The sequence below is a fragment of the Variovorax fucosicus genome, assembly GCF_030316825.1.
GTDB lineage: Bacteria > Pseudomonadota > Gammaproteobacteria > Burkholderiales > Burkholderiaceae_C > Variovorax > Variovorax fucosicus.
The window spans coordinates 739,344-766,311 of record NZ_JASZYU010000003.1; the positions used below are offsets into that span (position 1 = coordinate 739,344).

The 26,968-nt window shown below is 65.6% G+C and carries 23 protein-coding genes and 2 tRNA genes; 10 read left to right on the top strand and 15 right to left on the bottom strand.

Annotated elements, in window-relative coordinates; all coding sequences use genetic code 11:
* Nucleotides 1-11 precede the first annotated feature (11 nt).
* From phoR to pstS, 7 genes are read right to left on the bottom strand one after another with little or no spacing between them, the layout of a single operon-like run.
* On the bottom strand, nucleotides 12-1,340 hold the full coding sequence (gene phoR / locus QTI05_RS20945; protein WP_286544893.1) for a phosphate regulon sensor histidine kinase PhoR: 1,329 nt from the start codon (nucleotides 1,338-1,340) through the stop codon (nucleotides 12-14).
* A 57-nt stretch (nucleotides 1,341-1,397) separates the two neighbouring features.
* Nucleotides 1,398-2,090 (bottom strand): phosphate regulon transcriptional regulator PhoB, encoded by a 693-nt coding sequence (gene phoB / locus QTI05_RS20950; RefSeq protein WP_286544896.1) that lies wholly within the window; start codon nucleotides 2,088-2,090, stop codon nucleotides 1,398-1,400.
* Nucleotides 2,087-2,788 (bottom strand): phosphate signaling complex protein PhoU, encoded by a 702-nt coding sequence (gene phoU, locus QTI05_RS20955; protein ID WP_286544899.1) that lies wholly within the window; start codon nucleotides 2,786-2,788, stop codon nucleotides 2,087-2,089. The genes phoB and phoU overlap by 4 nt, the downstream gene beginning before the upstream one ends.
* A gap of 14 nt (nucleotides 2,789-2,802) precedes the next feature.
* Nucleotides 2,803-3,582, bottom strand: a complete 780-nt coding sequence (pstB, locus tag QTI05_RS20960) for a phosphate ABC transporter ATP-binding protein PstB (RefSeq protein ID WP_286544901.1) — start codon at nucleotides 3,580-3,582, stop codon at nucleotides 2,803-2,805.
* 11 nt (nucleotides 3,583-3,593) lie between these two features.
* Complete coding sequence (gene pstA / locus QTI05_RS20965) at nucleotides 3,594-4,478, bottom strand: phosphate ABC transporter permease PstA (RefSeq protein WP_286620689.1); 885 nt, start codon at nucleotides 4,476-4,478, stop codon at nucleotides 3,594-3,596.
* A complete protein-coding gene (gene pstC / locus QTI05_RS20970; protein WP_286544904.1) occupies nucleotides 4,475-5,557 on the bottom strand; it encodes a phosphate ABC transporter permease subunit PstC in 1,083 nt (360 codons plus the stop codon). The genes pstA and pstC overlap by 4 nt, the downstream gene beginning before the upstream one ends.
* 35 nt (nucleotides 5,558-5,592) lie before the next feature.
* Nucleotides 5,593-6,639, bottom strand: a complete 1,047-nt coding sequence (gene pstS / locus QTI05_RS20975; RefSeq protein ID WP_286544907.1) for a phosphate ABC transporter substrate-binding protein PstS — start codon at nucleotides 6,637-6,639, stop codon at nucleotides 5,593-5,595.
* 206 nt (nucleotides 6,640-6,845) lie between these two features.
* On the opposite strand from pstS, the gene QTI05_RS20980 reads away from it, so the two are divergent.
* A complete protein-coding gene (locus QTI05_RS20980) occupies nucleotides 6,846-8,363 on the top strand; it encodes a Ppx/GppA phosphatase family protein (protein ID WP_286620691.1) in 1,518 nt (505 codons plus the stop codon).
* A 6-nt stretch (nucleotides 8,364-8,369) separates the two neighbouring features.
* Here QTI05_RS20980 and QTI05_RS20985 read toward each other — a convergent pair whose 3' ends face one another.
* From QTI05_RS20985 to QTI05_RS20995, 3 genes are all read right to left on the bottom strand, one after another.
* Nucleotides 8,370-8,831, bottom strand: a complete 462-nt coding sequence (locus QTI05_RS20985; RefSeq protein WP_286544912.1) for a SixA phosphatase family protein — start codon at nucleotides 8,829-8,831, stop codon at nucleotides 8,370-8,372.
* A gap of 25 nt (nucleotides 8,832-8,856) precedes the next feature.
* Nucleotides 8,857-11,001, bottom strand: coding sequence for a polyphosphate kinase 1 (gene ppk1, locus QTI05_RS20990; protein WP_286544913.1), 2,145 nt, complete (start codon nucleotides 10,999-11,001; stop codon nucleotides 8,857-8,859).
* A gap of 88 nt (nucleotides 11,002-11,089) precedes the next feature.
* Nucleotides 11,090-11,923: a GNAT family N-acetyltransferase gene (locus tag QTI05_RS20995; protein WP_286544915.1), complete on the bottom strand. Its 834-nt coding sequence runs from the start codon at nucleotides 11,921-11,923 to the stop codon at nucleotides 11,090-11,092.
* Nucleotides 11,924-12,022: 99 nt separating this feature from the next.
* Here QTI05_RS20995 and QTI05_RS21000 point away from each other — a divergent pair, with 99 nt between their 5' ends.
* From QTI05_RS21000 to QTI05_RS21015, 4 genes are all read left to right on the top strand, one after another.
* On the top strand, nucleotides 12,023-13,702 hold the full coding sequence (locus QTI05_RS21000) for an FAD-dependent oxidoreductase (RefSeq protein ID WP_286620693.1): 1,680 nt from the start codon (nucleotides 12,023-12,025) through the stop codon (nucleotides 13,700-13,702).
* 50 nt (nucleotides 13,703-13,752) lie between these two features.
* Entirely contained in the window at nucleotides 13,753-14,460 is a 708-nt protein-coding gene (locus tag QTI05_RS21005) for a glutathione binding-like protein (protein ID WP_286544919.1), read from the top strand.
* 27 nt (nucleotides 14,461-14,487) lie between these two features.
* Nucleotides 14,488-14,564: transfer RNA gene (locus QTI05_RS21010), tRNA-Pro, on the top strand.
* A 63-nt stretch (nucleotides 14,565-14,627) separates the two neighbouring features.
* Nucleotides 14,628-14,704, top strand: a tRNA-Arg gene (locus QTI05_RS21015).
* A gap of 233 nt (nucleotides 14,705-14,937) precedes the next feature.
* On the opposite strand, the gene QTI05_RS21020 is transcribed toward QTI05_RS21015, so the two are convergent.
* A complete protein-coding gene (locus QTI05_RS21020; RefSeq protein ID WP_286620694.1) occupies nucleotides 14,938-15,459 on the bottom strand; it encodes a hypothetical protein in 522 nt (173 codons plus the stop codon).
* A 9-nt stretch (nucleotides 15,460-15,468) separates the two neighbouring features.
* The gene (locus QTI05_RS21025) at nucleotides 15,469-15,783 is read right to left on the bottom strand and encodes a hypothetical protein (protein ID WP_286620696.1); all 315 of its coding nucleotides are present in this window, start codon (nucleotides 15,781-15,783) and stop codon (nucleotides 15,469-15,471) included.
* Nucleotides 15,784-15,953: 170 nt separating this feature from the next.
* Here QTI05_RS21025 and QTI05_RS21030 point away from each other — a divergent pair, with 170 nt between their 5' ends.
* Nucleotides 15,954-16,727, top strand: a complete 774-nt coding sequence (locus tag QTI05_RS21030) for a hypothetical protein (RefSeq protein ID WP_286620698.1) — start codon at nucleotides 15,954-15,956, stop codon at nucleotides 16,725-16,727.
* Nucleotides 16,728-17,001: 274 nt separating this feature from the next.
* On the opposite strand, the gene QTI05_RS21035 is transcribed toward QTI05_RS21030, so the two are convergent.
* The gene (locus QTI05_RS21035; RefSeq protein WP_286620700.1) at nucleotides 17,002-17,214 is read right to left on the bottom strand and encodes a hypothetical protein; all 213 of its coding nucleotides are present in this window, start codon (nucleotides 17,212-17,214) and stop codon (nucleotides 17,002-17,004) included.
* A 65-nt stretch (nucleotides 17,215-17,279) separates the two neighbouring features.
* On the opposite strand from QTI05_RS21035, the gene QTI05_RS21040 reads away from it, so the two are divergent.
* A complete protein-coding gene (locus tag QTI05_RS21040) occupies nucleotides 17,280-18,425 on the top strand; it encodes a hypothetical protein (RefSeq protein ID WP_286620702.1) in 1,146 nt (381 codons plus the stop codon).
* Between the two features lie 147 nt (nucleotides 18,426-18,572).
* Complete coding sequence (locus QTI05_RS21045; RefSeq protein WP_286620704.1) at nucleotides 18,573-19,694, top strand: hypothetical protein; 1,122 nt, start codon at nucleotides 18,573-18,575, stop codon at nucleotides 19,692-19,694.
* Between the two features lie 210 nt (nucleotides 19,695-19,904).
* Here QTI05_RS21045 and QTI05_RS21050 read toward each other — a convergent pair whose 3' ends face one another.
* On the bottom strand, nucleotides 19,905-21,908 hold the full coding sequence (locus tag QTI05_RS21050; protein ID WP_286620705.1) for an acid phosphatase: 2,004 nt from the start codon (nucleotides 21,906-21,908) through the stop codon (nucleotides 19,905-19,907).
* 120 nt (nucleotides 21,909-22,028) lie between these two features.
* Here QTI05_RS21050 and QTI05_RS21055 point away from each other — a divergent pair, with 120 nt between their 5' ends.
* A complete protein-coding gene (locus QTI05_RS21055; protein WP_286620707.1) occupies nucleotides 22,029-23,594 on the top strand; it encodes a phospholipase D family protein in 1,566 nt (521 codons plus the stop codon).
* A gap of 3 nt (nucleotides 23,595-23,597) precedes the next feature.
* On the opposite strand, the gene QTI05_RS21060 is transcribed toward QTI05_RS21055, so the two are convergent.
* Complete coding sequence (locus QTI05_RS21060; protein ID WP_286620709.1) at nucleotides 23,598-25,088, bottom strand: cyclic nucleotide-binding domain-containing protein; 1,491 nt, start codon at nucleotides 25,086-25,088, stop codon at nucleotides 23,598-23,600.
* 148 nt (nucleotides 25,089-25,236) lie between these two features.
* On the opposite strand from QTI05_RS21060, the gene QTI05_RS21065 reads away from it, so the two are divergent.
* The gene (locus QTI05_RS21065; protein ID WP_286620711.1) at nucleotides 25,237-26,943 is read left to right on the top strand and encodes a cyclic nucleotide-binding and patatin-like phospholipase domain-containing protein; all 1,707 of its coding nucleotides are present in this window, start codon (nucleotides 25,237-25,239) and stop codon (nucleotides 26,941-26,943) included.
* Nucleotides 26,944-26,968: the final 25 nt, after the last annotated feature.

The following is a 26,968-nucleotide window of genomic DNA, read 5'->3' on the forward strand; positions in this document are numbered from 1 at the left end:
CCGAACCGGCATCAACTCACCCGCTCCCTGGCCTCGCGCACCCGCGCAGCAGGAAACACCAGCGCAAACTTCGACCCCTGCCCCAGCGTGCTCTCGATCTGCAGTTCGGCACCATGCCGCTGCGCGATGTGCTTGACGATGGCCAGTCCAAGCCCGGTGCCGCCGGTCTCGCGCGACCGGCTGCGGTCGACGCGGTAGAAGCGTTCGGTGAGCCGCGGAATGTGTTCGGCCGCGATGCCCGGCCCGCTGTCGCGTACCGAATATTCGCCGCGCCCGTCGGGCAGCAGCTTCCAGCTCACCGCCACCTGGCCACCGCCGGGTGTGTAGCGGATGGCGTTGCTCAGCAGGTTCGACATTGCGCTCTGCAGTTCGGTCGACGCGCCGGCGATTTCGGAATCGGCATCGAGCGCGAACGACAGCCTGTGGCCCTGCGGCGCAAGCCGGCCCGACAGGCCCCTGCCCTCGTCCTCGCACTGCACCAGCAGCGCGCGCATGCGAATCCACTGGTTGGGCGGCGGGGCTGCGCTGCCTTCGAGCCGCGACAAGGTCAGCAGGTCGTTCACCAGCATCTCCATGCGGCTCGACTGCTGGCCCATCAGGCGCAGGTAGCGCGCGCGCTCCTCGGCATCGAGCGGCAGGTTCTGCAGCGTCTCGACGAACCCGGCCAGCACCGTGAGCGGCGTACGGATCTCGTGCGAGACATTGGCGACGAAGTCGCGCCGCATGGTTTCGGCCTGCTCCAGCGCCGTGATGTCGCGCGTCAACAGCATGCGGCGGTTGCCGGCATAGGGATGCACCTGCACCGACAGGCGAACCGGCTGGCGGCGCTGCGTGCCGCCTTGCCCATTGATCAGCACGTCGCGGCTGTAGTTCCACGAGGCCAGGTAGGCCACGAAGGCCGGGTCGCGCACAAGGTTGGCCAGGTGCTGCAGCATGTCGCGTTCGGCATCGATGCCGAACTGCGTGGCGGCCGTCTGGTTGCACCATTCGATGCGGCCCTGTTCGTCGAGCAGAACCACGCCGTTGGGCGAAGCCTGGATCGCGGCCAGAAATTCCTGGAGACGGTCTTCGGCCTGCCGCGTCTGCTGCTCGCGCTCGCGCAGCAGCTTGCGGATGCGCTCCGACAGCTCGCCCCAGATACCCGGCCCGCGCGAAGGCAGGCCAGCCACGTCGCTGCGCAGCACGGCCAGCAGCCGCCCGGCGCGCCAGGCATCGAGCAACAACCACAGCAACGCGCCAAGCCAGGCGCCAGCCCACGCAAACTTCAAACCCAGAATGGCGGAAGCGGCCGCTGCGCCTGCGCAGGACGCTATCAAAAACGTAGCAATTCGAAAGGGCATGGCGAGGGATTATCCGCGCCAGGTGCGGCGCGGCGGGCCTGCTGGAGGCCGGAACGGCTAAGCCGTGATCTGTGCGGTGAGCCGGTAGCCGGCGCCACGCACCGTCTCGACCATGGCCGCCGCTGCGCCGAGCGATTCGCGCAGCCGCTTCACATGCACGTCGACCGTGCGCTCTTCGATGTAGACGTGGTCGCCCCACACCTTGTCGAGCAGCTGCGAGCGGCTGTGCACGCGCTCGGCGTGCTGCATCAGGTAGGCCAGCAGCTTGAACTCGGTGGGCCCGACCTTGAGCGACTGGCCCTGCCAGGTCACGCGGTGCGTGGCGGTGTCGAGCGCGAGCTCGCCGATCTCGACGCGCTCGGTCACCACCTCGGGTGCGCGGCGGCGCAGCACGGCGCGGATGCGTGCCAGCATTTCCTGCGTGGAGAACGGCTTGGTGATGTAGTCGTCGGCCCCGGCATCGAGCCCGGCCACCTTGTCGGGCTCGTCGCCGCGTGCGGTGAGCATGAGGATCGGAACCGCCTTGGTGCGCGCGTCCTTGCGCCACTGGCGTGCCAGCACCAGGCCGCTCTGGCCCGGCAGCATCCAGTCGAGCAGGATCAGATCCGGCAGGCCGCTGTCGATCTCGCGCTGCGCCGAGACGCCGTCTTCGGCCCAGATCGGATCGAAGCCGTTGTGGCGCAGATTGACCGCGATCAGCTCGGCAATCGAGGACTCGTCTTCAACGATCAGGACTCTGGGCTTCTTCATTGCAGTGCGGATTCGATCTCTTCCATCGAAGTGTGCCGTACATCGGCGCCCTTGACGATGTAGATGATGAACTCGGCGATGTTCTTGGCATGGTCGCCGATGCGCTCGATCGCCTTGGCCAGGAACAGCAGGTCGAGGCTGGCGGAAATGGTGCGCGGGTCTTCCATCATGTAGGTGACCAGCTTGCGCACGAAACCGTCGAACTCCTTGTCGATCAGGTCGTCCTCTTTCAGGATCGACACCGCCGCCACAGTGTCGAGCCGCGCGAAGGCGTCGAGCGCCTTGCGCAGCAGGCCCGATGCCAGGTCGGCCGCAATGCGGATCTCGGTCGACGGCAAGGCGCGGGCCGAGCCGCTCTCGATGATCGACTTGACCATGCGCGCGATCTTGTTGGCCTCGTCGCCCACGCGCTCCAGGTTGGCGGTGGTCTTCGAGATGGCGATCAAAAGGCGCAGGTCGCGCGCGGTCGGCTGGCGCCGCGCGATGATCGACGACAGCTCACGGTCGATCTCGATCTCCATCGCGTTCACGTTGTGCTCGGCCTGCATCACGCGGTCGGCGGCCTCGGCATCGAACTGCGAGAGCGCATACACGGCCTGGTGAATCTGGGACTCGACCATGCCGCCGAGCTCCATCACGCGCGAGGAGACGGCATTCAGTTCGCTGTCGAACTGGCTGGAGAGATGTTTTTCAGTCATGTCGTTGCTCCGGATCAGCCGAAACGGCCGGTGATGTAGTCCTCGGTCTCCTTGCGCTGCGGCTTGAAGAACATCTGCTCGGTGGCACCGAACTCGATCAGGTCGCCGAGGTACATGTAGGCCGTGTAGTCGCTGCAGCGCGCGGCCTGCTGCATGTTGTGGGTCACGATGACCACGGTGTACTCGCTTTTGAGCTCCGCGATCAGTTCTTCGATCTTTGCCGTCGAAATAGGGTCGAGGGCCGAGCAAGGCTCGTCGAGCAGCAGCACTTCGGGCTTGATCGCGATGCCGCGTGCAATGCACAGCCGCTGCTGCTGCCCGCCCGAGAGGCCGGAGCCGCTTTGCTGGAGCTTGTCGCGCACTTCGGTCCAGAGCGCAGCCTTCTTGAGCGCCCACTCCACGCGGTCGTCCATGTCGCTGGAGCTCAGGTTTTCGAACAGCTTCACGCCGAAGGCGATGTTGTCGTAGATCGACATCGGAAACGGCGTCGGCTTCTGGAACACCATGCCGACCTTGGCGCGGATCAGCGCCACGTCCTGCTTGCTGGTCAGCAGGTTCTCGCCATCGAGCGCGATCGTGCCTTCGGCGCGCTGCTCGGGGTAGAGCTCGAACATGCGGTTGAAGGTGCGCAGCAAGGTCGACTTGCCGCAGCCCGACGGGCCGATGAAGGCTGTCACCTTGTTCTCGGGGATCTCGAGATTGATGCCCTTCAGCGCGTGGAACTTGCCGTAGTAGAAGTTCAGGTCCTTGACGGAGATCTTCGAGCGCGCGGGTTGTGCGAGGGTGGCGACCATGTTGTTGTCTTTCAAAGCTTGTTGCGCGTGAGGATCCGCGCGAGGATGTTGAGACCCAGCACCGCGACGGTGATCAGGAACACGCCGGCCCAGGCCAGCTGCTGCCAGTTTTCGTACGGGCTCATCGCGAACTTGAAAATGGTCACAGGCAGGCTGGCCATCGGTTGCGAGATGTCGGCTGTCCAGAACTGGTTGTTGAGCGCTGTGAACAGGAGCGGCGCGGTTTCACCCGCGATGCGCGCCACGGCCAGTAGGATGCCCGTGACCACACCGGCGCGCGCGGCGCGCAGCGTGATGCTGATGATCACTTTCCATTTCGGCGTGCCGAGCGCATAGGCTGCTTCGCGCAGCCCCGGCGGCACCAGTTGCAGCATGTTCTCGGTGGTGCGGATCACGACCGGGATCACGATCAGCGCCAGCGCGAGCGCACCGGCCAGGCCCGAGAAACTCTTGAAGTACGCCACGACCACTGCATACACGAACAGCCCGATCACGATCGACGGCGCCGACAGCAGGATGTCGTTGACGAAGCGCGTCACGTTCGAGAGCCAGCCCTTCGGGTTGTACTCGGCCAGGTAGATACCGGCCATGATGCCGATCGGCGTGCCGACGAAGGTGGCCATCGCGACCATCACGAGCGAGCCGAAGATCGCGTTGGCGATGCCGCCGGCCTCGTTCGGCGGCGGCGTCATTTCGGTGAAGGTCGCGAGCGCGAGCCCACCGATGCCCTGGCGCAGCGTTTCCCAGAGGATCCACACCAGCCAGAACACGCCGAACGCCATCGCCGCGAGCGAGAGCGTCAGCGCGATCTGGTTGACGCGCTTGCGGCTGGCGAACCTCGCCGCACGCGTTTCGTTGAGGGCCTTCACGGCCAGGGGCTTTTCTGCGGTGGTCATGACTTGGTGCCCTCGCTCTTCTTCATGCGTTGCAGCAGCAGCTTCGACAGCGTGAGCACGACGAAGGTGATGAAGAACAGCACGAGGCCGAGGTACATCAGCGCCGCCTGGTGCAGGCCGGCGCCGGCTTCGGCGAACTCGTTGGCCAGCGCCGAGGTGATGCTGTTCGCAGCCTCGAACACCGACAGCGAATTGAGCTGGTTGGTGTTGCCGATCACGAAGGTGACGGCCATCGTTTCACCCAGCGCGCGGCCGAGGCCGAGCATGATGCCGCCGACCACGCCGGCCTTGGTGTACGGCAGCACCACCTTGGAAACGACTTCCCAGGTGGTGGAGCCAAGCCCGTAGGCCGACTCTTTCAGCAGCGGCGGCGTCACCTCGAACACGTCGCGCATCACCGAAGCGATGAACGGAATGATCATGATCGCGAGGATGATGCCGGCCGACAGGATGCCGATGCCCACAGGCGGGCCGGACACCAGCGCGCCGAGGTACGGCACGCCGGCAAACAGCTTCTGCAGCGGCTGCTGCACGTACTGCGCGAGGATCGGGCCGAACACCAGCAGGCCCCACATGCCGTAGACGATCGACGGCACGGCGGCCAGCAATTCGATGGCGGTGCCCAGCGGGCGCTTGAGCCACGAGGGCGACAGCTCGGTCAGGAACAGTGCGATGCCGAAGCTCACCGGCACCGCGATGACCAGCGCGATCAGCGAGGTCGCCAGCGTGCCGTAGATCATCACGAGGCCGCCGTACTCCTCCTGCACCGGATCCCAGGTCGTGCTGGTCAGGAAGCTCAGGCCGTACTTGGAGATGGCCGGCCAGGCGCCGGCGAACAGCGACAGCAGGATGCCGATCAGCAGCGCCAGCGTGAGCAGCGCGGCGCCCATCGCGGCCATGCCGAACAGCTTGTCAGTGAGGGCGCCGGTGCGCGGCCGTTTGGCCGGGGGGGGCGTGGAAGGCGTGGCACGCTCGGCCGAGAGGTCGAGCGTGGTGCCATTGGCGGGAAAGGTGGATGACACGGGTCGCTCCGACAGGGACGAAGACGGCGACGCGTCGAGCGGGGAAATGCTGCTCATGCGCGCGCCTGTCCGGGTTTACTTGGCGGGCGGGTTTACTTGGCGGCGGCGGGCGCGACGGACTTGCCCGACGTGTCCTTGATCTCGCCCCATGACTTGGCGATCACCGTCTTCACGTTGTCGGGCATCGGCACGTAGTCGAGGTCGTCGGCCGTCTTGTCGCCGCTCTTGTAAGCCCAGTCGAAGAACTTCAGCACGCTGGTGGCGTTGGCCGGCTTGTCTTGCACCTTCTGCATCAGGATGAAGGTAGCGCCGGTGATCGGCCATGCTTCCTTGCCGGCCTGGTTGGTCAGCACCTGGTAGAAGGTCTTGCTCCAGTCGGCATTGGCGGCGGCGGCCTTGAAGGCGCTGTCGTCGGGCGACACGGTCGTGCCGGCTGCGTTCTGCATCTGCGCGTAGACCATCTTGTTCTGCTTGACGTACGCGTACTCGACGTAGCCGATCGAGTTGGGCAACTGCTTCACGAAAGCAGCGACGCCTTCGTTGCCCTTGCCGCCGGTGCCGATCGGCCAGTTCACGGCCGTGCCTTCGCCGACCTTGCTCTTCCAGTCGGCGTTGACCTTGCTCAGGTAGTTGGTGAACAGGAAGCTGGTGCCCGAGCCGTCGGCGCGGCGCACCGGAGCGATGGCTGCGTCAGGCAGCGCCAGCGAGCCATTCAGCGCCTTGATCGCCGGGTCGTTCCACTTGGTGATCTTGCCGAGGTAGATGTCGCCGAGCACTGCACCGCTGAGCTTCAGTTCGCCCGGCTTGATGCCGGCGATGTTGACCACCGGCACCACGCCGCCGATCACGGTCGGGAATTGCATCAGGCCCTTGGCCTTCAGTTCGTCGTCGGTCAACGGCATGTCCGAAGCACCGAAATCGACCGTCTTGGCTTCGATCTGCTTGATGCCGGCGCCCGAGCCGACCGACTGGTAGTTGACCTGGGTGCCGGTCGCCTTGTTGAAATCGCCGGCCCACTTGGCATACAGCGGCGCCGGAAAGCTGGCACCGGCACCGGTCACGTTCTGGGCAAAGGCGGGGACGTGGGCGAAAGCGGCGGCCACGAGGCCGGCGGTTGCGAATTGGAGGGTCGTTTTCATGAAGCTTCCTTTTGACGTACAGCAAAACCCCGTTACAGGGCATGCCGGCGACTCTAGGAAGCTTGTGTGACATCTCTATGACACCCCGCCACAGAGGGAAAAGGAGGTCGGCCGGGTGCTCCGCTGCGTGACCGTGTCACACAACCGTCACAGGATCGCACCGCTGCGGCGGCTACCATGCGGGTGCCTCCTTTTCTCTCTTTTCCATGCAAAACGGTACCCGTCTCGCCGCGGTCGATCTCGGCTCGAACAGCTTTCGCCTCGAAATCGGTCAACTCGACCATGGCCAGATCCACCGCACCGAATACCTGAAGGAAACCGTGCGCCAGGGCAACGGCCTCGACAGCGCACGCAACCTCACGCCCGAAGCCATGCAACGCGGCTGGGACACGCTTGCGCGTTTCGGCGAGCGGCTGGCCGGCTTCAAGCGCTCTCAGGTGCGGGCCGTCGCCACCCAGACGCTGCGCGAAGCGCGCAACCGGGACGAATTCCTGCTGCGGGCGCGCACCGTGCTCGGTTTCGGCATCGACGTGATTCCGGGCCGCGAAGAAGCACGGCTCATTTACCTTGGCGTCGCACACGCGCTGCCGCAGACCGATGCGTCCGACCGGGAGCGCCGCCTGGTGGTCGACATCGGCGGCCGCTCCACCGAAATGATCCTCGGCCAGGCGCTGCAGGCGCAGGTGATGGAGTCTTACCGCGTCGGCAGCGTGGCCTGGTCGATGAAGCACTTTGCCGAAGGCCAGTTCACCGTCGCCGCCTTCCGCGCCGCCGAAGTCGCGGCCAAGGCGGTGCTCGACGAGGCCTTGAGCAGCTACACGCGCGACCAGTGGGACGTGGCCTATGGCGCGTCGGGCACCATCGGCGCGGTTGGCGACGTGCTGGCCGCGGCCGGCAACGAGCCCGGCCTGGTGACGCGCGCCGGGCTCGACTGGCTGCTCGACCGGCTGCTCAAGGCCGGCAGCGCCGACAAGCTGCGCATCGAGGGCATGCGCGAAGACCGCAAGGCCGTGATCGGCGGTGGCGTGAGCGTGCTGCGCGCCGTGTTCGATCTGCTCGACATCGACCAGATGCGCGTGGCCCAGGGCGCGTTGCGCCATGGCGTGCTGTACGAGTTGCTGGAACGAGACGAGGGCGTGGCCGATTTGCGAGCCGCCACCGTGGCGCGGCTCGCCACCCGCTTCACGGTCGATGCGGCGCAGGCGCAGCGCGTCGGCGAAACCGCTGCCGCGCTGTTCGTGCAGCTCGACCCGACCGCCCGCGGCGCCCGCACCACCCACCGCGCTGGCCGGGCGCTGCGCAAGCTCGACTGGGCCACGCAGTTGCACGAGATCGGCACGCAGATCTCGCACAGCGAGTACCACAAGCACGGCGCCTACATCCTCGACAACGCCGACGCACCCGGCTTTGCCGTGAACGAGCTGCATGCGCTGGGCCAGCTGGTGCTGGGGCACCGCGGCAAGCTGCGCAAGCTCGGCCCCCTGCTGGACGACGAAACCTTCGCGCGCCAGTTGCTGGCGCTGCGGCTGGCGGTGATCCTTTGCCACGCGCGACGCGACCCGGAGGCCAATGCGCTCAAGCTCGACGCGCCCGACGGCCGCAGCTTCAGCATCGTTTGCCGGCCGGGTTGGTCGGAACGCTTTCCGCAATCGGCGCACCTGCTGCGCGAAGAAGTGCTGGCCTGGCAGAAGACCAACTGGGCCGTCGAACTGCGCGGCGGCTGAAGGCTGCTAGAGCAGCTCGGGCGACTGCACCGCGACCACGACGGTCTGCACGTCGCCATCGCGCTCGCGCGTGCGAATCCACCAGACCGCACCCTTGCGCACCTGGCAGCTGTCGCTTTGCAAGCCGAGCAGCATGGCGATCGACTGGCCGAGCGACGGCTGGTGGCCGACCAGCAGCACCACCGACTTGCCGTTCGGCCAGCCGGCCGCCGCCAGCAGCGTATCGGCCGTGGTGTCGGGACTCAGCTCGGCGCGCAGCTTGTATTTGCGCCCGAGCGCCAGCACCGTTTGCTCGCAGCGCCGTGCCGGGCTTGAAATGATGCGCGTGCCCTCGGGCAACTGGCGGTCCAGCCAGGACGCCATGCGCTTGGCCTGCTTCTCGCCGCGGGAGGTCAGGGAGCGCTGCATGTCGTCGCAGCCCTCCGTCCAGTCCTCGGCTTCGGCATGGCGCCAGAAGATCAGATCCATCAGTCCAGTCCTCGAATAAAAATCATCAGTCCCTTGCCGCGGCGCGACGCAGGCCGCGCGAGGCATAGCGGCCCATCAGCGCGCTTTGCGCACCGTGGGCTTCGATTGAGCGCGAGGCGCCCGCCTCGTGGCTGTGGGTGTCGCGATCGACGCGGTGGTAGCGGCCGTCCGGGCCGAGATCCCAGGCATCGCGGCCGTCGTGCAGGTAGGCCACCAGGCATTCGTCGATCAGGCGCTGGCGCAGGCTCGGGTCGGTCACCGGCCAGGCGATCTCGACGCGCCGCATCATGTTGCGGTTCATCCAGTCGGCGCTCGACAGGTAGAGGCTTTCGTCCTCGCCGTTGCGGAAGTAGAAAACGCGTGAATGCTCCAGGAAGCGGCCGATCACCGAACGCACGCGGATGTTGTCGGTGAGCCCCGGCACCTGCGCGGGCAGCGTGCAGGCGCCGCGCACGATCAGGTCGATCTTCACGCCCTTCTGCCCGGCCCGCACCAGCGCGGCGATCAGCGCCTCGTCGGTCAGCGCGTTCATCTTGGCGACGATGCGCGTCTGGCGGCCCGCCGTGGCGGCGACGCCGAGCGCATCGATCTGCGCCACCAGGTTCTTGTGCAGGTCGAACGGGGCCAACCACATGCGGTTGAGCTTGGGCAGCTTGCTCTGGCTGGCCATGTGCACGAACACCGCTTCCATGTCGGCGGTGAGCAGCGGGTCGGCCGTGAGGTGGCTGATGTCGGTGTAGAGCCGCGCGGTGCGCGGGTTGTAGTTGCCGGTGGAGAGGTGGCCGTAGCGGCGCAGCTGTTTGCCCTCGCGGCGCGTGACCAGCAGCATCTTGGCGTGCGTCTTGAGCCCGACCACGCCATACACCACCTGCGCGCCGATCGATTCCAGCATCTCGGCCCAGTTGATGTTGGCTTCTTCGTCGAAGCGCGCCTTGAGCTCGACCACGACGGTGACCTCCTTGCCGCGCCGCACGCCCTCGCGTAGCAAGTCCATGAGCGCCGAATCGGTGCCGGTGCGGTAGATGGTCTGCTTGATGGCCAGCACGTCGGGGTCGTAGACCGCCTCGCGCAGGAAGGCCAGCACCCCGTCGAAGCTCTCGAAGGGCTGGTGGATCAGTGCGTCGCCGCGCTGCAGCCGGTCGAAGAACGACTGGCCCGGCGACAGCGTGACCGGGTACGACGGCAGGTACGGCGGGAACAGCAACGCGGGTTCGTCGATCAGGTCGATCATCTGCGTGAGGCGCGCCAGGTTCACCGGCCCATGCACGCGGTACAGCGCCTGTGCCGGCAGGTTGAACTGCGCCAGCAGGAAGCCCGCAAGCGATTCGGCGCAGCTGGCCGACACCTCGAGCCGCACGGCCTGGCCGTAGTGCCGGTGCTGCAGCCCCTGGCGCAGTGCGGTGCGCAGGTTCTTGACGTCTTCTTCGTCGACCGCGAGGTCGGAATGGCGCGTCACCCGAAACTGCGAGAAGTCGCCGACCTCGCGCCCGGTGAACATGCTCGACAGGTGCGCACGCACGATGCTCGACAGCGCCACGCACAGCGTCTTGCCGCCCGACAGCTTGGCCGGCATGCGGATCACGCGCGGCAGCACGCGCGGCACCTTGACGATGGCGATCGGGTTCTCGCGCCCGAAGGCGTCCTTGCCGGCCAGCCGCACGATGAAGTTGAGCGACTTGTTGGCCACCTGCGGAAACGGATGCGCAGGATCGAGCCCGACCGGAATCAGCAGCGGCCGCACCTCGCGCTCGAAGTACTCATGCACCCACTTGCGCTGCGCCGGGTTGCGCTCGCCGTGCGAGATCATCTGGATGCCGCGTTCGGCAAAGGTCGGCATCAGCTCGTCGTTGTAGAGCGCGTACTGGCGCGCCACCAGGCTGTGCGCCGCGGCCGACAGCGCCTCGAACGATTGGACGGTGTAGCTGCCGGTGTGGTCGCCCGTGCCGGCCGCGATCAGGTGCGGCGCGGTACGCACCTCGAAGAACTCGTCCAGGTTGGACGACACGATGCACAGGTAGCGCAGCCGCTCGATCAGCGGCACTTCGGGCCGGTAGGCCCAGTCGAGCACGCGCTCGTTGAAGGCCAGGATGGCGTGGTCGCGGTCGAGCAGCGTGAGAACGGGTAGCGGGGCGGCTTCTTGATGAACCGGATCGTTGGCGGCAAGCTGCATGGTATGGATTCTGGAACAAGGCGCCGGGGGCACGCGGAAACCGACCATATGACAAACATATGACGATCTCATGACAGGATCCGCCCCGTCAATTGCCCAGAAAATGCTTGCGGTAGCGTGCCGGAAGGTCTTCGATGCGCATCAGCATCGGCAGGTCGGCGGTGTTGAAATCGGGATCCCAGGCCGGTGCGCCCAGCACCTTGGCGCCGAGCCGCAGATAGCCCTTGATCAGCGCCGGCGGCTCGACCTGCAGCGCGCCATCGAGCCGATCCACCGGCAGCGGCAGGCGCGGCTGCACCTGGTACTGGATCGGCGCCAGGTGCGTGGCCGACAGCTGCCGCCAGATGCTGGCCGCCGCATCGCCACCGGCCACGCCGTGGTGGCACATCGGAATGCTGGCGCAGCCGATCATGGTGTCGAGCTTGTTGCGGTGCATGAAGCCCGCCAGCGCGCCCCACAGCGCCATGATCACGCCGCCCTGCCGATGCTCGGCGTGCACGCAGCTGCGCCCCAGTTCGACCATACGCTCGCGCAGCGAACGCAGCCGCGTGAGGTCGAATTCAGTGTCGCTGTAGGTGCCGCCGACACGGCGCGCCTGGGCCGGCGTGAGCACGCGGTAGGTGCCGATGACCATGCGCGTGGCAGCGTCCCGCACCAGCAGGTGCTCGCAGAAATCGTCGAACAGGTCGACGTCGTGGCCGGCGATCGGCGTGTTCAGGCGCGCGCCCATTTCGCCAGCAAAAACCTCGAAGCGCAGACGCTGTGCGGCGCGCACTTCATCCTGGTGCCGGGCCCAGTGCACGGTGATGCCGTTCGCCTCCACCGGCAACGGCATCTGCGGCCGCACCGGCACTGCAGGCTGCAGCACGCCGCGCAGCCCCAGTTGCGAAATGGCGAACATCGGGTTGGGCAACTCTTTCATCCATGATCCTTGGGCATTGGTTGCACCGGAGTCTGGTGACGGCACATGAAAAGCCCGTGTCAGCACCATGGCAAATGCGTGAACATCGTCTAATAGCGCATGCCCAACGAAGCCCCGATCGAAGTCGAAACCCGCCGGCACCAGATGTTTCCGGTGTTGAACGCCGCCGATATCGCGCGCATCGCGCGCTTCGGCACGCAGCGGCACTACCCTGCCGATTCCTGCCTGTTCCGCGCCGGCGAACCCGGCCCGGGCATGTACGTCGTGCTGAAGGGCGTGGTGGCGATCACGCAGCGCGACGGCCTCGGCAACGTGACGCCGATCGCCGAACAGGGCCCCGGGCACTTCCTGGCCGAGGTGGGACAGCTGTCGGGCCACGCTGCCCTGGTCGACGGCCATGCGATGGGCGAAGTCGAAACGCTGCTGGTGCCACCTGACCAGTTGCGGGCGCTGATCATTGCCGAGGCGGATCTCGGCGAGCGACTGGTGCGCGCACTCATCCTGCGGCGCGTGGCGCTGATCGAAGCCGGCGCGAGCGGCCCGGTGCTGATCGGGCCGCCCGACTCGCCCGACGTGCGCCGCCTGCAAAACTTTCTGAGCCGGAACGGCTATCCGTACCACGTGGTCGACGCCACGCAGGACGCCGATGCCGCAGCCCTGCTCGAGCAGTACGGCGAGGCCCGGCTGCTGGTGGTGTGCCCGAACGGCGCGGTGCTGATGAACCCGACCGAAGACGCGCTGGCGCGCTGCCTCGGCATGATCGACAGCGAGGAGCACGCCGAACTGTTCGACGTGGTGGTGGTCGGTGCCGGCCCCGCCGGCCTCGCGACGGCAGTCTATGCAGCCTCAGAAGGCCTGCGCGTGATCGTGCTCGACTGCCGCTCCTACGGCGGCCAGGCGGGCGCCAGCGCCCGCATTGAAAACTACCTCGGCTTTCCGACCGGCATCTCGGGTGGCGCGCTTGCGGGCCGGGCCTATGTACAGGCGCAGAAGTTCGGCGCCGAGATGCTGATCCCGACCAAGGTGGTGTCGATGGACTGCAGCAAGGCGCACCGTAGCGGCGAGCTGTCGATCACGCTCGAAGACGGCCGCCAACTGCGCTCCCGAACCGTGGTGATCGCCAGTGGCGCGCGCTACAGGCGCCCTGCCGTTCCGCGTCTGGCCGATTTCGAAGGCCGCGGCATCTGGTTCTGGGCATCGGCGCTCGAAGCCAAGCTGTGCGCGCAGCAGGAGGTCGGGCTGGTCGGCGGCGGCAATTCGGCCGGCCAGGCCGCGGTGTTCCTGTCGCAGCACGCGGCCAAGGTCAACGTGCTGGTGCGCGGGCCGTCGCTCGCGGCCAGCATGTCGCGCTACCTGATCGACCGCATCGAAGCCACGCCCAACATCGAACTGCACCCGCACACCGAGTTGAGCGGCCTGCACGGCGACCCCGAAACGGGCCTGAACGGCGCCACCTGGCGCGACCACCGCACCGGCACGGAACACGACTGCGCGGCGCGCAACATCTTCCTGTTTGTCGGTGCCGAGCCTGAAACCACCTGGCTCGACGGCTGCGGCGTGGCGGTCGATCGGCACGGCTTCGTGCTGACCGGCCAGCCGGCCAGCGGCGGCTTCCCGGCACGGCCGGCCGCCGCGCTCGAATCGAGCGTGCCCGGCGTGTTCGCGGTGGGCGATGTGCGCTCGGGCTCGGTCAAGCGCGTCGGTGGCGCCATTGGCGAGGGGGCGGCCGTGGTGGCGCTGATCCACCAGCACCTGTCGGGTGCGACGACCACGGCCTGACTGAGCCAGCCAGCCAGCAGGAAATCCGGGCCGCGGATATGCTGCCCGCCATGACCCAACAAGCCCCCATCGACGTTTATTCGTGGCCCACGCCCAACGGCCACAAGATCCACATCATGCTGGAGGAATGCCGCCTCCCCTACGTGGCGCACCCCGTCAACATCGGCCGCGGCGACCAGTTCGAGCCGGCCTTCTTGAAGATCAGCCCCAACAACAAGATCCCCGCGATCACCGACCCGGCCGGCCCGGACGGCAAGCCGATCTCGCTGTTCGAGTCGGGCGCGATCCTGGTGTACCTGGCCGGCAAGACCGGCAAGCTCATGCCCACCGGCGACCGCGCGCGCTACGACGTGCTGCAGTGGCTGATGTTCCAGATGGGCGGCGTCGGGCCCATGCTCGGCCAGGCCCACCACTTCCGCATGTATGCGCCCGAAAAACTCCCCTACGCCATCGACCGCTACAGCAACGAGGCCAAGCGCCTCTACGGCGTGATCGACAAGCAGCTGTCGGCCAACAAGTTCATCGCCGGCAAGACCTATTCGATTGCCGACATCGCGATCTTCCCGTGGCTGCGCAGCTGGGAGAACCAGGGCATCACGCTGACCGAGTACCCCCACCTCAAGGCCTGGTTCGACGGCATCGCAGCCCGCCCCGCCGTGCAGCGCGGCGTGAAAGTCTTGGCCGACCTGCGCAAGCCGCTCACCAGCGAAAAGGAACGCGACATTCTTTTCGGCAAGACGCAATATCAGAAGCGCTGATTCGGCAGGTTAGAATCGAAGGCTCGTCGGGGCGTAGCGCAGCCTGGTAGCGCATCTGGTTTGGGACCAGAGGGTCGAAGGTTCGAATCCTTTCGCCCCGACCACTTTTTTCTTTTTCTCTTTGAACGAACCCCGCGCCAAGGTTCGTTCTATCCTTGAAGCCACTTCTGTCCGTAGCTCAGTTGGATAGAGCACCTGCCTTCTAAGCAGGTTGTCGGGGGTTCGATCCCCTCCGGACAGGCCATATCAAGAAATCATGATGCGCCGTGTGCGGTCATTTTCTCGATATAGATCAATGATTTGGCGTAAGCAATCAGCCATGTTCGGTCATGTATGGGCGTTGCCGTGATCAGAGCTGGCAACCTCCACATCTCCGTGGAAGGCCAGATTCATCGCCGAACCCGTCAGCAGATCGCGGCGGAGGCTCCGCTTGATTCGGCAGGCGGCCTATGGGCTGGGATGATTCGCGCGGCTCCATCAATCGAATGGCTTCAGATCAAGCTGCATGCCATACATGCGCGGCTCTCCCCTCCACTCCCCACCTCCCAGCACGACGGCGTCGCAGCTTGTGATTTGACTGCCCAGACCCTTCTGGCCGAGACGACGGCGAAAGCGTCGAGCATCTTCCCGGCTGAGGTTTCCAACCTGTGCAGCGCCGACGAGCACCGCGACCGCCTTGTCGTCGAATTTGTTCGCGTCGTCGGGCATCAATCGGGCAATGCATTCGACGCGTGCCTTGGCCTTGCCGTGGTCGCCCGCGATTTTCTTGAGCGCATCTTGATAGTGGGACTCGCCGACGACGCTGAATGCAAATTCGCCGATTGATGCCCAGTGGTGCGGCGGCGAGTTGCTGTTGACGAGCTCGCGCCCCGCGCTGGCTCTGGCGACGGGGCGCGGTTTGGGGCTCCGTTGTGCGGAGGCCTTGCTGCGCGCGACCACGATCACGACGACGGCCGCAATCACGATGGCGAACCAGAACAGAAACGGGAATTCGGTCATTGCCGGTAGCTACTCAGCCGCCCTGGCTTTCGCGTCGCGCTCCTCTTCGGAGTGCCACACCGCGGCCGCAAGTTCCACCAGGCGATCAGCAAGCGCGCCGGACTCGCCTCGCATCTTCGCCAGAGACTGGGTGCCAATCGACACGTCCACATAGCGAACCTCAAGGAACGCTGAGATCTCGTTCGGGAAAGTCGAGCCAGTTTCCTTGATGGCATCGGCTATCGACTCGTGAAGCGTCGATTCGAAGAGCTCCTCGTGGCCGTCGAGGAGCCGCGCTTCATAGAGGCCGCGGTGAACCTTGCTGATGTGGAGTTCGGGAGTCATGGCAAATCATCGCCGCAATGCCCGCCGCTGTCAGCGGCCTTTGTCACACTCCCGGCGCGCCGAAGCACCATCGCCATGGCGACCCATCGGCCTGTTCGTACGGCGCAGATCAGGAACGGCGGACACTTGTGGTGCGGCATCTGATTGCGCCAATGCCCCACAATCCAAGGATGAGTGCCCCCATTTCCATGACCGTGACTAGCAGAGTGGAGTCCGAGGTAGCCCGAACCCTTTATGCACTGCCGCACTACCTTCCGGCCGATGACGAGCGAATTCTGGCCTGGTCGGACGAGCTCCAGAAAGCCATGACTGCAGGACGAGCACGGGCGTTCGCTGGATTTGCGATTTTGGCCCATCTAACCGGTGATCTGGAAGGAGCAGAGCGTTTTCTCGCTCGCGCGGAAACGTCGGGCTTTAGCGAGATTGAGATGGCCGGCGCTCGCATTCCGATTTTTATGAACCTCGGGTACGCAAGCCGAGCCCTCGCGGAGTGCGAAACGCTAGTCTCTGTCGAGCGCATGAATATCGGCGTTGGCTTGCCCATGGTCGTGGGAAGTGGCGGGCTCAAGTTCGCTGCACATTTATTGGCGCGCGCAGAGGCGGCGGGCATTGATCTCAGCAGTGTCCGGCAGATTTCACAGATTCGACAGATTGCGGGTATCGCTACACGAATCGCAGTCCCGGACTCGCGGTTCTCACATGTCTTGGACATTGCTGGCGCCCTCTTGCGAAAGCAACAGATGTTCTGGCTAGAGGAATCGCCACGATTCACTTACGACCATGAGATGCAATGTGTCGGCATTCGGTATCGAATTGAAGTATCGCCAGATGAAGCCTCGCGGTTGAATGGCGAGCTTATCGACCAAGTTATCGGAGAAGGTCTGACTGACGTTCCACTTTCGATCCGCTTTCTAGGTACTGCCGTCGCAGTGGAGACGAACTGAAATGGCGTTACATCCTTCAGATGTGCTGTCGCTGGCCCGCGAGCTTGCGAACCATCCGCGTCCTTCAGAGGCGCGCGTTAGAGCGATCATTGGTCGCGCCTACTATTCCGCATATCACGAGTGCCTGGCCTGGCATGCAGCGCTTCCTGCGCCCGGACGCCTGCCGTCAGACTTCAAAGGTGGTGATCACATTGAACTGTCAACACGATTGCAGAATCCCGACCCCTCTGTAGCCGAACCTGTGCGCACTTCTTCGATCCGGCGTGGACAGCGACTACGCGGGTTGCATGGCGACAGATGCATAGCCGACTACCAACTGTCTGAAAATCTCGATGTCTTTGAAGGCCAAAACGCGATCTCGGAAGCGGTGAGTATTCGTGCGCTTTAGTTGGTAAACGGCTGCTCTGGCGTACTCTTCGGTGGTGCCGACCTTCACTTCCGCGGCATCGAGCCGAGGCTCGCGCGCAGTCGTGGTGGTGCGTGCCAATGACGAAGGGTGTCGTGTCCTCACCGATAACATCCACACATGCAAGCGCTTTCGCTACCCTGCCCATGAATACACAAATCAGTACGCCCGCAATGAAGGCCTTCGTCATCGGACCAATCGGAGATAAGGATGCGGAGGATGGAAGTCCCGCCCGCACATCTTATGAAGAGGGTATCCAAGTTTTCGAAGACGTAATAGCTCCCGCGTGCACGGCGTTCGGTCTTGAAGCTGTCCGAGCTGACATGATCACTCGGACGGGAGAGATACCTGAGCAGATTTTTCGGCAGCTCCGCGATTGCCCCGTTGTCATTGCAGATCTGACTGGTGCGAATCCGAATGTCATGTATGAGCTCGGACTTCGCCACACCACGGGTCGCGTGACAATTCAGATTGGAGAGAAGGGTAGGCTTCCATTCGACGTCGCGGCGATCAGGACCATCATGTTCAAGCGAACCGAAGCAGGAATTGTTCAAGCGAGAAAGGATCTTTCCAAATCCCTGGCCGCAAACCTCGATACGGGCGGCGACCCAGTCACGGCAACCCGCATTTGGTTCGAGGCGCCCTCAATAGAACAAAAGGAGCCCGACCCTCAAACAACTGGCGTCGCGAGCCCGGCCAGCGACGAAGACGCACCAGGTTTCCTTGAACTATTTGCTGAAATGGAAACGGGAACACAGTCCCTGGTGCAGACAATGGTTGCAGCAGCTTCCATCATTGAAGACATTATCGCCGTCTACACGGAAGCGACAGCGAGCATTCGTCAGGCAGAGGCGCGCGGAGGTGGAGCCTCGGTGCGTCTAGCGATTGCTGAGCTCGCAGCAACGAAGCTCAACGAACAGGCTGCCCGTCTTGAGGTTGTATCTGGTGAGTTTGCTCGCACCGTAGATCGCATCGAACCAGGTATTCAGTACCTGCTTGGGCGCCTTGCGGAGGAGCCAGATCAGCTTGCAGCAGTCCCAGATTTTCCCCTTCAGGTCAAGAATCTCTGCGATGCCGCCCGATCCAGCATAGAAGGCTCAAATGCAATGCGCGTTAATGCGATTGAAATCGGCAAGGCCTCACGCTCCTTGAAACGAGCTGGGGAGCGTCTCGCGCCATCTTTCAAGCGATTCTCGGATACGTCGGGCCGCGTCGCAGACTGGTCTAAATTGCTCGAAAGGTTTCCGCCCCTGCAAGCTGATGCCGAAGAATCGGCAAACGGACACGAGTGACGCCTAACCCCTCGTTCGAGCCCACCCACTACGGCAGGCTTTGTAAGCTCGGCCTGAGGTACGCGGTACATTTTCTCAGTCCAGGCTTACAAAGCCTTCCTCCGCGGGCGGCTCAACTCGAACATTAGCCTTCGCAAAAGAGATCCTATGCGCGTCCTGTATTCTGGAGGAACTATCTGCAGCTTCGAGACGCTGCAGCGTCTGGTGCTGCTGGCGGACGAGATCGCGTTCATGGATCGTCCTTCAGTCAAAGTTGGCAACTTTGGAACGGTAGGTCGCGACTCCGAGTTTCGACGGTTTCAGATCGAGGCCGCTCCGGTCAAGTTCTCCGTACACGCACCTCCAGAGGGCCAAAGACGTGATCTATACCTTAGATACGTTGAGACGGACCTGAGGGACGCGAACTTCTTGCGGATCGTGCTTGACGGGCTGAAAGCCGACGTCACGTTCCAGCAGCGCTTGGTTCAACTTGAGGCGAACTACGGTTGGGGCACAGGGCGGCAAGTACTTGACGAGCTAGTCAAAGACGCCGCGTTGTATGAGGGAAAGTACGGAGCTCCAACGGAGCCCAAGCTGCTCTATGTACCGGACACGGCAGAAGGTCGCCGTCAGACGTTTGCGACCCTGCTAATCGAGGCATCCATTCAAGTGACTAACGCGCTAATTGTTGCGGAAGCCACTGGACTGAGTCCGGTCGCTGACGATCCGTACTTCTGCCGCCTGATTGCTCTACGTGCCTCTGACGCTGCATATGTCTCACAGCCCGCCGCGACCGCGTCGCTACTTGGGCTCGCGATCACCAAGTCTGTTCTCCCAGACGAAACGCTCGCGCGCCTAAAAATGAAGGACTTGTTCGAGTACAGGACCACCGCCAAGGAGGCGTATGGTTCATGGTCCCTAGAAGTCGAGCGTTTGGCACAGAAGCTTGTCGATGTTCCGATAGAGCGGTTTGGTGCCGAGGCAGCCCGACTCATCGTAAGTGAAGTTAGACCGCGAATGCTGGAGCTTCGATCCGAAATGGCTTGTGCGCGCGACAAGCTCTTTGGAGATCTACTAAAGACGGTGACCAAGTGGGAAGTACCGACCATGTCGCTTGCATACTTCAGTAGCTTGAGTCTTCCCACTGCGTTGGCCGCATTTGCGGGCGCGCTAGCTCCCGCAGTTCCGTCGGTGGTCGATTACTACGTGCAGCGGCGAAATCTTGCACGCAAGAATTCCATGGCCTACTTAGTTGGGGTCTCAAAAGTCCTTGACGATGAACGCTCGTAGTTCGCGCGCAGCGACGGTTAACTCAAACGTTGAACGTCTGCTGTCGGGATTCAGCCAGTTCCGCTTTGGTTAAGGGTTGTCCGACACCTGCCAGTGTGAGACCGCGATGCCGAGCATGACAATGGCCTGAGGGCAGGTGTTGGACAACCCTTAACCGAACGGGAAATTCCCCCTGTCCACCTCCGAGTCGCCGCCGCCATCGGTATGGCGTCAAGCATCGATGTGCAAAAGGAGTTCCGTGCCCGTATAAGTCGGCGTGACCTTGAACCCCTGCACATTGATAGCCGAAAACCTGCCCGTCAGCACACCGCTGGAAACCAGCGTGAGCGTATCGCCCACCCTAGGCGCGGCGCCGGGCTTGAAGGTCACGTTCAACGTGCCGCCCAGGGCCGCTACGCCCGCAACACTCAAGCGGCCGGCGCCGTTGCTGCCGATGTTCAGCTGCAGCGTGGCATCGGCCAGCTGGGTGTAGGCGCCTTTCATCGTCACGAGCGAAGGCGCGTTGCAGATCAGCGTGCCGCCGCCCGCATAGACATTGCCCGCGCCGAAGGCGGCTGCCGAATCGGCCTGCAGCGTGCCGGCCACCAGTTGGGTGCCGCCGGCATAGCTGTTGTCGCCACCGAGCCTGAGCGTCCCGCTGCCACGCTTGCTGAGCTTGCCGGCGCCGGAGATGTTGTTGCGCCAGCTGTCCATGGCGTTGAAGCCGCCGAGGCTGGCATCCATCGTCACGACCACGTCGCCGTTGAAGACGCCGTAGCCATCTGCCGCATCGAACAGGTTCAGGCGGCCCCACCCTTCGGGGTCGTCCATCACCGGGTAGCCCGAGGGCACGGCCGTGGTCTTGAGCACCACGCGGCGCTGTGTCGCGTCGAGGTACGGAAGCCGCGTTTCAAGCAGCACCTCGGCGCCCTTGGGCACCACGGCCGGCTTGGTGGCGTCGCCGACCTGCTTGAAGCCGAAGGTCATGCGACGCAGGTAGGCGGCCTTGCTGGCAGCGTGGTCCGCGAAACGATCGGTCGCGGCATCTTGCGAGTGTGCGAAGTCGTTGAACGCGGCCGCATCGGCTGCACCCACCGCGGCCATGAGCACCGCCTGTGCCTGCGCGTAGGCCGCGCTCTTGCGCGCGACGTTGGCGCCGGTGGCCAGGCTTGCGGCCGCGACGGCATGGCCCTGCACCCGGCCGCCGACCACGTCCAGCGGCGAATGCATGCCAGAGAGGATGCGGTTCTCGCCGAGCTCGAGGCCACGCGCCACCATCTCCTGGAAGCGCTGGGGCACGACGTAGGCGAAGGCGACGGACTTGCGCACGGCCTCGGCCGTGTGGCCGCTCACGAAGCCGCCGTCGGTCGTGGGCGTGCTGCTCTTGGCGGGCTCCAGCGCCGGCACCACCTTGACGCTGCTGCTCCAGCGCCATGGCCGCGCGTACTTGTAGTAGCGCTTGGCGGGCTCGGTGGAACCGTTCTCGCCGATGTTGTTGAGCAGATCCACCACGGTGCCGAAGCTCGGGTTGGCCGCACCGGGCACGCCGATGTCGCTGCCGCCATCGTTGTAGAGCACGGTGGTCGCGTCGGAGGCGATGCTTGTGATGGTGGTGCTTTGCTGCGTGGCGGTGCGCCAGGCGGCCGTGAGCGGGCCCATGCCATCGCTGATGCTGTAGCCCTTGCCGCGGCGGTCGTCCAGGTAGGCGGCCAGTTCCTGGGCGGCGGTGCGCGCGTTGGTGGCGTCTACAACGTACTGGATGTTGCTGTTCAACACCGCCGCGTTCAGAACCTTGCCGTCGCTGGAATCGCCGGGAATGCCGCTCCAGGTGGAAGCCACCACGGCCGGAAAGCCCGCTTGCGCCGAGGCCGACACGCCCGCATCCACGATCAACGTGCTGGGCTGCCAGAAGTCGAGAAAGCCGGCCACCACGCGCACGCCCGCATTGGTTTCCTTGGTGGCGTAGCGCGCATCGCCGCGCTGGTTGGTCGCCACGTTGTCGACGAAGGGCGGTGTCGCGGCCGGGTCGGGTGCGGGCGCGGTGTCGGTAAAGCCCAGATCCTTGGGCGGGCCGGCCACCTCGACGACCGCAGGCGGATTGGTGGCTGCGGGCGGTGTGCTGACAATGGGAAACGAGGCGCCGCCGCTGCTGCCGCCACCACCGCATGCCGAAAGGCAGAGTGCTGCGACGAGGGAGATGGCGAACGGACGGGCAGATGACAGGAGGGACGACATGGTCGCGCAATCTATCCACGCAACAAGTCATCTCTGTTACGGACCTTCCGCTGCCCCGTGGATGGGGTCAGAATTGCGGCAAACGCTCGCTTCCAGGCGATGCGGTTGGGAACCGAGGCCATGAAACGCTGGTTGACCGCCCTCTTCGTGCTGCTGCTCGCCGGCTGCACAACGCTGCCGCCGCGCATCGCGCAGCCTGCCAGCAACGCCATCGCCGTTACCGACGTCACGCCCCTCGGGCGCATCGCTGAGGCGAGTCTGGCCGATGCACCCGGAGGCGACACGGGCTTCAGGCTGTTACCCAGCGGCGAGATGGCCTTCGATGCACGCCTTGCGCTGGCCGAGGCGGCCACACGCTCCATCGATGCGCAGTACTACCACATCCATGCCGATACGGCCGGCGCCGCGTTCCTCGCGGCGCTGCGGGATGCCGCGCTGCGCGGCGTGCGCGTGCGGCTGCTGGTGGACGACTACTACGCCGGCGAGCTGTACCTCCTGCTGCGCGGGCTGGCCGCGTATCCGAACGTGGAGGTGCGCCTGTTCAACCCGCTGCCGGCGCGCTACGGCACGCCGATCGGTCGCATGCTGATGTCGCTGCACGACTACGCGCGTGTCAACCACCGCATGCACAACAAGCTCTTCGTCGCCGACAACCAGTTTGCCGTCTACGGCGGGCGCAACATCGCCGACGAATACTTCACGCGCCACGGCCAAGCCAACTTCATCGACCTCGACGTGCTCTCCGCCGGCGCGGTCGTGCCCGAGCTGTCGGCGAGCTTCGACCGCTACTGGAACAGCGAACAGGTGTGGGCGCTGGAGCAGCGGCTGCATGCGTTGGAACGCGTCATGAAACCCGCCGAGCGGCGCGCCGACTTCGACATGCGGCTGAAAGAGATCGCCGGCCCTCCGCCGAACGTGCCGCCGCGCGACCACCTGGGCCAGAGCACGGTGCGCGCGCAGATCGCGCAGGGCCGCTTGCAGTTGCTGCCCGGCACGGCCCGCGTGCACGACGACCCGCCCGACAAGGTGGTCGGCCCGGTGGACACGAACAAGGCCACCCGGGCGATGCGCGCCAAGCTCGACGTGATCGCCGGCGCGCGCGAGGAGGTGGTCGTCGTCAATCCATATTTCCTGCCCGGCCCGGTCGGCCTGCGCATGATGCGGGAGGCCCAGCAGCGCGGCACGCGGGTGCTCATCGTCACCAACTCACTGGGCTCCACCGACGAGCCGCTTGTGTACCGCTCCTACTCACGCTACCGCCCCGAGATGCTGAAACTGGGCGTACAGCTGTACGAGTTCGGTCCCGAACTGGTGCGGCGGTCGGACAGATTCGGAGCCTTCGGCAAGTCCACGCCGCGCCTGCACGCCAAGGTGGTGGGCGTGGACCGGCGCTGGATGGTGGTGGGCTCGGTCAACCTCGATCTTCGCTCGGCGGTGCTGAACACCGAGTTGGGCGTCACCATCGACTGCGCGGCGCTCACGCTTCAGGCGCTCAGCCTGCTGCGCGCCGATGCCTTCGCAAGCATGTACCGGCTCCAGCTTGGTGAAGACGGCCAGACGGTCGAATGGCATCTGCGCGACGACAGCGGCAAGACGCAGGTGCGGCACGACGAGCCGCACGCGAGCCTGTGGCAAGGCGTTTCGCTGTGGCTGCAATCGGTGTTCGTGTCCGAGAACGACTTGTAGCCATCAACGCGCGATGCGCACGATGCGCGCCGCGCCAATGGCCGTCACTGCCAGCGCCTGCTTCGTATCGAAGAAGGCGGGCGCGCGCACGACGGTCGATGTGCCAACCTGCTCGACCTGCACGGTGCCCAGCAGCACGAGCAAGAGCTCGCCGGCGCTCACCTCGGCGCGCTCGCCGGCGGCCAGCGGCCGGTGCTGCCCCGTGTCGACGACCGCCAGCCGCGCCGCGCGCTCCATCGTCTTCCACGTCGGCAGGCCACGCACGCAGTCGTCGAAGCGCCGCGCCGCGAAGTTCTTCCAGAGGATCTCGCTCAGTTTCGGGTGCGCTTCGAGGATGGAGAACAACGCCGCGCGCGAAATCTGGATGAGCAGCGTGGCGGTGGCGGTGCGCAGCGAGGCACTGCGCCGTTCGCCGCTGAGCATGGCGATCTCGCCGAACATGTCGCCGCTGGCCAGCTCGTCGATGATGGCGTCTTCGTCTTCGCCTTCGCCTGCGCCCCCGAGATCGGCCAGCACATAGACGGCGCCGCGCGCAATCACGTAGAGCTCGTCGCCGGGGTCGCCGGCACGAAAGACGATCCTTCCCGCGGGAAGCGCAACGATTTGCGCGCTGCGTGCCAGCGTGGCCAGGCTGGGTGCGCCGAATGAGCCGAACAGTGCGGTCGCCTCGAGGCGCCGGACGACCTCGGCCGGGCGCAGCAACTGGCGGCCGATGGGCAGGCGGTACAGCATCGCCGTCAATCCCTCCCTGCGCCGCGCGTAGCGCTCGCCGAAAAAGGTCGAGATCATGTGCCAGAGGTTGTGCGGGTCGATCCTGGCGAGGGTGACGAGTCCGTCGCCTTTGCCGTAGCCGGGGTTGGCCTCGATGAAGAAGCGCGCCGCGGGCTTGTTGGATTGGCGCCAGTAGTGGCGCTCGACCTCGGAGTCGCGCGTGATCCAGTGCACCTGGCGAGTAAGCGGGTTGTCGGAGGTCACGCGCTCGAGGCCGAACGAGTTTGCCAACTCGTCCATGACCTCGACCACGGCCGGCGGCGGCGGATGCCGGGTGCTCGGCCAGATCACGTCGAAGTGCTTGGCAAACAGGCAATAGCTCGAAGGGTGCACCAGCGAGCCGAGGTAGTAGACGCGCCGCCCGGGGTAGCGCAGCAGGTAAGGCACGCCGAGCTTGAGGCCGAAGCGCGTGTTGGTATTGCCACCCCGGTAAGCGCGCAGCGAACCGGCCTCGGCACGAAAGATGGCGCTCGCCTTGCCGGCCAGTTCACGCTCGAAGATGTGCAGCGCGAAGTAGCCGACGATCTCGCCTGCGTGGTTGCGGTGCACGTTGATCCAGGTGTGCTCGGCCCGGGACTCGACCACGTACTTCGCGAACGAGTCGCGGCTGACGCCGTCGAACACCTCGCAATGGACCTTGTAGAGCGCATCGATGAACTCTTCCCGCGCGGCGGGGGCGAGCTTGCTCGGGATGACGATGGCGGATTTGGCGATCTTCGGCATGGGTGTCGGGCACCGAGGCGCCGTCGCGCCGCGGCATACTGACGGCCATGCTCGCCGAACCGCCGCCCCTTTGCAACCGCCGGCTTCCGGCCGAGGCGCTCGCAGTCCTCGCCGAAGGTTGCGGGTTCCTGCTGCTCGGCCTGGCGCGATGACGCCTTCGCTCGCCCTGCACCCGCTGTTCGCCGGCATTTCGTCAGAGGCGCTCGCCTCCCTTGAACCACACCTGCAAACGCGTCGCTTCGAAGCGGGCGACATCATCCTGCGCGCCGGCGTGCCGTCGGCCGAGCTGTTCGGGCTGATCGACGGCGCTGTGCGTGTCGAGCTGGCCGGGGGTGGCCGGCGGCTGCTGCTGTTGCCGCCCCAGTGCTTTGGCGAGCTGTCGGCGCTGACCGGCGATCCGGTCTCGGCCAACGTCGTCGCCCAGCGCGATGTGCAAACCTGGGTCCTCTCGGCCCCCGTTCTCTTGGAGGCGATGGCGCAGGAGGTCGCGTTCTTCCGCAACGTCGCGACCTTGCTGGGGCTGCGCCTTCGCGAGCGGACGCGCCGTGCGGCGGCGGCACGGCCGCGCGTCGTGCTGGTGCCGACGGGGGAGGAAGGCGACCCGATCCTGCTGGTGGCGCTTGCTCGCGGCTTGCAGCACTACGCGCCCGGCTCCGAGCACGACGAGTCGCGCGACGACGCGGCAAGCGGCGCGCAGCGCATTCGCCGCTGGCGGGACGTTGGGCCGAGCGACGCAGTGCTGCTGCTCGGTAGCGGCCTGGCCGGCAGCGCGGCGTTGCTGGCGGAGCTCGATGCCGATGACGCGTTGCTGGTCACCGCGGACGATCTGCGTCGCCTCCCTGATACGCACGCCGCCCCCGTCGTCTGGCGCCCGGGTGCGCTCTCCGCGGCGGCGGCACTGCAGCGCTGGTGCCACGCGGTGCCGCGCGACGAGATCGACGCTGCGGCATCGGGCGGCGACTGGTCGCGGGCGCGCCAGCCGGCGCTCGATCACCTCGTGCGGCGGCTTTGCGGCCGGGAGGTGGGCGTGGCCATGAGCGTGGGCGCAGCTGCCGGGCTGGCGCACCTGGGGGTGCTCGAGGTCCTGGAAAGCGATGGGCTGCCGATCGACTTCCTTTGCGGCTCGAGCATGGGGGGTGCCGTGGCACTGGCCTTTGCCCGATTCGGCAGCGCGCGCGCTGCGACCGAGAACGTCCTGCGCGTGGTGGCGGACTTCGCGCGCGCCAGGGGCATGCAATGGCTGCCACGCGGCTCGCTCATCTCCGCATCGCGCATGACGACGCTCACCCGCGAGCTGTATGGCGATGCCACGTTTGCGCAGTTGCGGTTGCCGGTCGCGGTCGTCGCGGCCAACCTGACGATGGGCAAGCGTGCCGTGCTCGACAGCGGCGCCGTGGCGCCGGCGGCACAGGCCACGGCGGCGATCCCGGGGGTGTTCGCCGCGGTCCGGCTCGGCGACTCGGTATTCGTCGACGGTGCAGTCGTGTCGCGCCTGCCGGTCGACCTGCTCGCCGCGCGCGGCTGCGGCTTCAGGCTCGCCGCGCTGGTCCGACCCACCTATCCCGAGGCGGCCCCCGATGCTGCGCGCGCCGCCGATCGCTTCGAACAGCGACTGCGTCGCCCGTTCGGCCTGCGCGCCGCGATGGGCGGTGCCTGGCGCTTGCAGGGCTGGTGGGACGCCGCCGCCCAGGCCGATCGCGCCGACCTGTCGCTGACCGTTCCGATCCCGGTCGGCGAAGGCTTCAACTTTGCGGCGGCCGAGGCCATGGTCGACTGTGGCCGGCGCACGGCGCTGGAGCGTCTGCCGCAGATCCGCCTGGCGATGCAGCAGGTGCTGGCGCCAGGGGTGCCTTGAATATGCGATTCCCTTGGGGCGTATA

What these genes read in the sequence shown, in the direction of transcription:
- ppk1 (WP_286544913.1), bottom strand. Translation starts at nt 11,001, where the DNA reads ATGCAGCTTGCCGCCAACGATCCGGTTCATCAAGAAGCCGCCCCGCTA.
- QTI05_RS20985 (WP_286544912.1), bottom strand. Translation starts at nt 8,831, where the DNA reads ATGGATCTGATCTTCTGGCGCCATGCCGAAGCCGAGGACTGGACGGAG.
- QTI05_RS21025 (WP_286620696.1), bottom strand. Translation starts at nt 15,783, where the DNA reads ATGACTCCCGAACTCCACATCAGCAAGGTTCACCGCGGCCTCTATGAA.
- QTI05_RS21020 (WP_286620694.1), bottom strand. Translation starts at nt 15,459, where the DNA reads ATGACCGAATTCCCGTTTCTGTTCTGGTTCGCCATCGTGATTGCGGCC.
- QTI05_RS21045 (WP_286620704.1), top strand. Translation starts at nt 18,573, where the DNA reads ATGCGCGTCCTGTATTCTGGAGGAACTATCTGCAGCTTCGAGACGCTG.
- QTI05_RS21040 (WP_286620702.1), top strand. Translation starts at nt 17,280, where the DNA reads ATGAATACACAAATCAGTACGCCCGCAATGAAGGCCTTCGTCATCGGA.
- QTI05_RS21060 (WP_286620709.1), bottom strand. Translation starts at nt 25,088, where the DNA reads ATGCCGAAGATCGCCAAATCCGCCATCGTCATCCCGAGCAAGCTCGCC.
- QTI05_RS20980 (WP_286620691.1), top strand. Translation starts at nt 6,846, where the DNA reads ATGCAAAACGGTACCCGTCTCGCCGCGGTCGATCTCGGCTCGAACAGC.
- pstB (WP_286544901.1), bottom strand. Translation starts at nt 3,582, where the DNA reads ATGGTCGCCACCCTCGCACAACCCGCGCGCTCGAAGATCTCCGTCAAG.
- pstC (WP_286544904.1), bottom strand. Translation starts at nt 5,557, where the DNA reads ATGAGCAGCATTTCCCCGCTCGACGCGTCGCCGTCTTCGTCCCTGTCG.
- QTI05_RS20995 (WP_286544915.1), bottom strand. Translation starts at nt 11,923, where the DNA reads ATGAAAGAGTTGCCCAACCCGATGTTCGCCATTTCGCAACTGGGGCTG.
- QTI05_RS21065 (WP_286620711.1), top strand. Translation starts at nt 25,237, where the DNA reads ATGACGCCTTCGCTCGCCCTGCACCCGCTGTTCGCCGGCATTTCGTCA.
- pstA (WP_286620689.1), bottom strand. Translation starts at nt 4,478, where the DNA reads ATGACCACCGCAGAAAAGCCCCTGGCCGTGAAGGCCCTCAACGAAACG.
- phoB (WP_286544896.1), bottom strand. Translation starts at nt 2,090, where the DNA reads ATGAAGAAGCCCAGAGTCCTGATCGTTGAAGACGAGTCCTCGATTGCC.
- QTI05_RS21030 (WP_286620698.1), top strand. Translation starts at nt 15,954, where the DNA reads ATGAGTGCCCCCATTTCCATGACCGTGACTAGCAGAGTGGAGTCCGAG.
- pstS (WP_286544907.1), bottom strand. Translation starts at nt 6,639, where the DNA reads ATGAAAACGACCCTCCAATTCGCAACCGCCGGCCTCGTGGCCGCCGCT.
- QTI05_RS21005 (WP_286544919.1), top strand. Translation starts at nt 13,753, where the DNA reads ATGACCCAACAAGCCCCCATCGACGTTTATTCGTGGCCCACGCCCAAC.
- phoR (WP_286544893.1), bottom strand. Translation starts at nt 1,340, where the DNA reads ATGCCCTTTCGAATTGCTACGTTTTTGATAGCGTCCTGCGCAGGCGCA.
- QTI05_RS21000 (WP_286620693.1), top strand. Translation starts at nt 12,023, where the DNA reads ATGCCCAACGAAGCCCCGATCGAAGTCGAAACCCGCCGGCACCAGATG.
- QTI05_RS21050 (WP_286620705.1), bottom strand. Translation starts at nt 21,908, where the DNA reads ATGTCGTCCCTCCTGTCATCTGCCCGTCCGTTCGCCATCTCCCTCGTC.
- phoU (WP_286544899.1), bottom strand. Translation starts at nt 2,788, where the DNA reads ATGACTGAAAAACATCTCTCCAGCCAGTTCGACAGCGAACTGAATGCC.
- QTI05_RS21055 (WP_286620707.1), top strand. Translation starts at nt 22,029, where the DNA reads ATGAAACGCTGGTTGACCGCCCTCTTCGTGCTGCTGCTCGCCGGCTGC.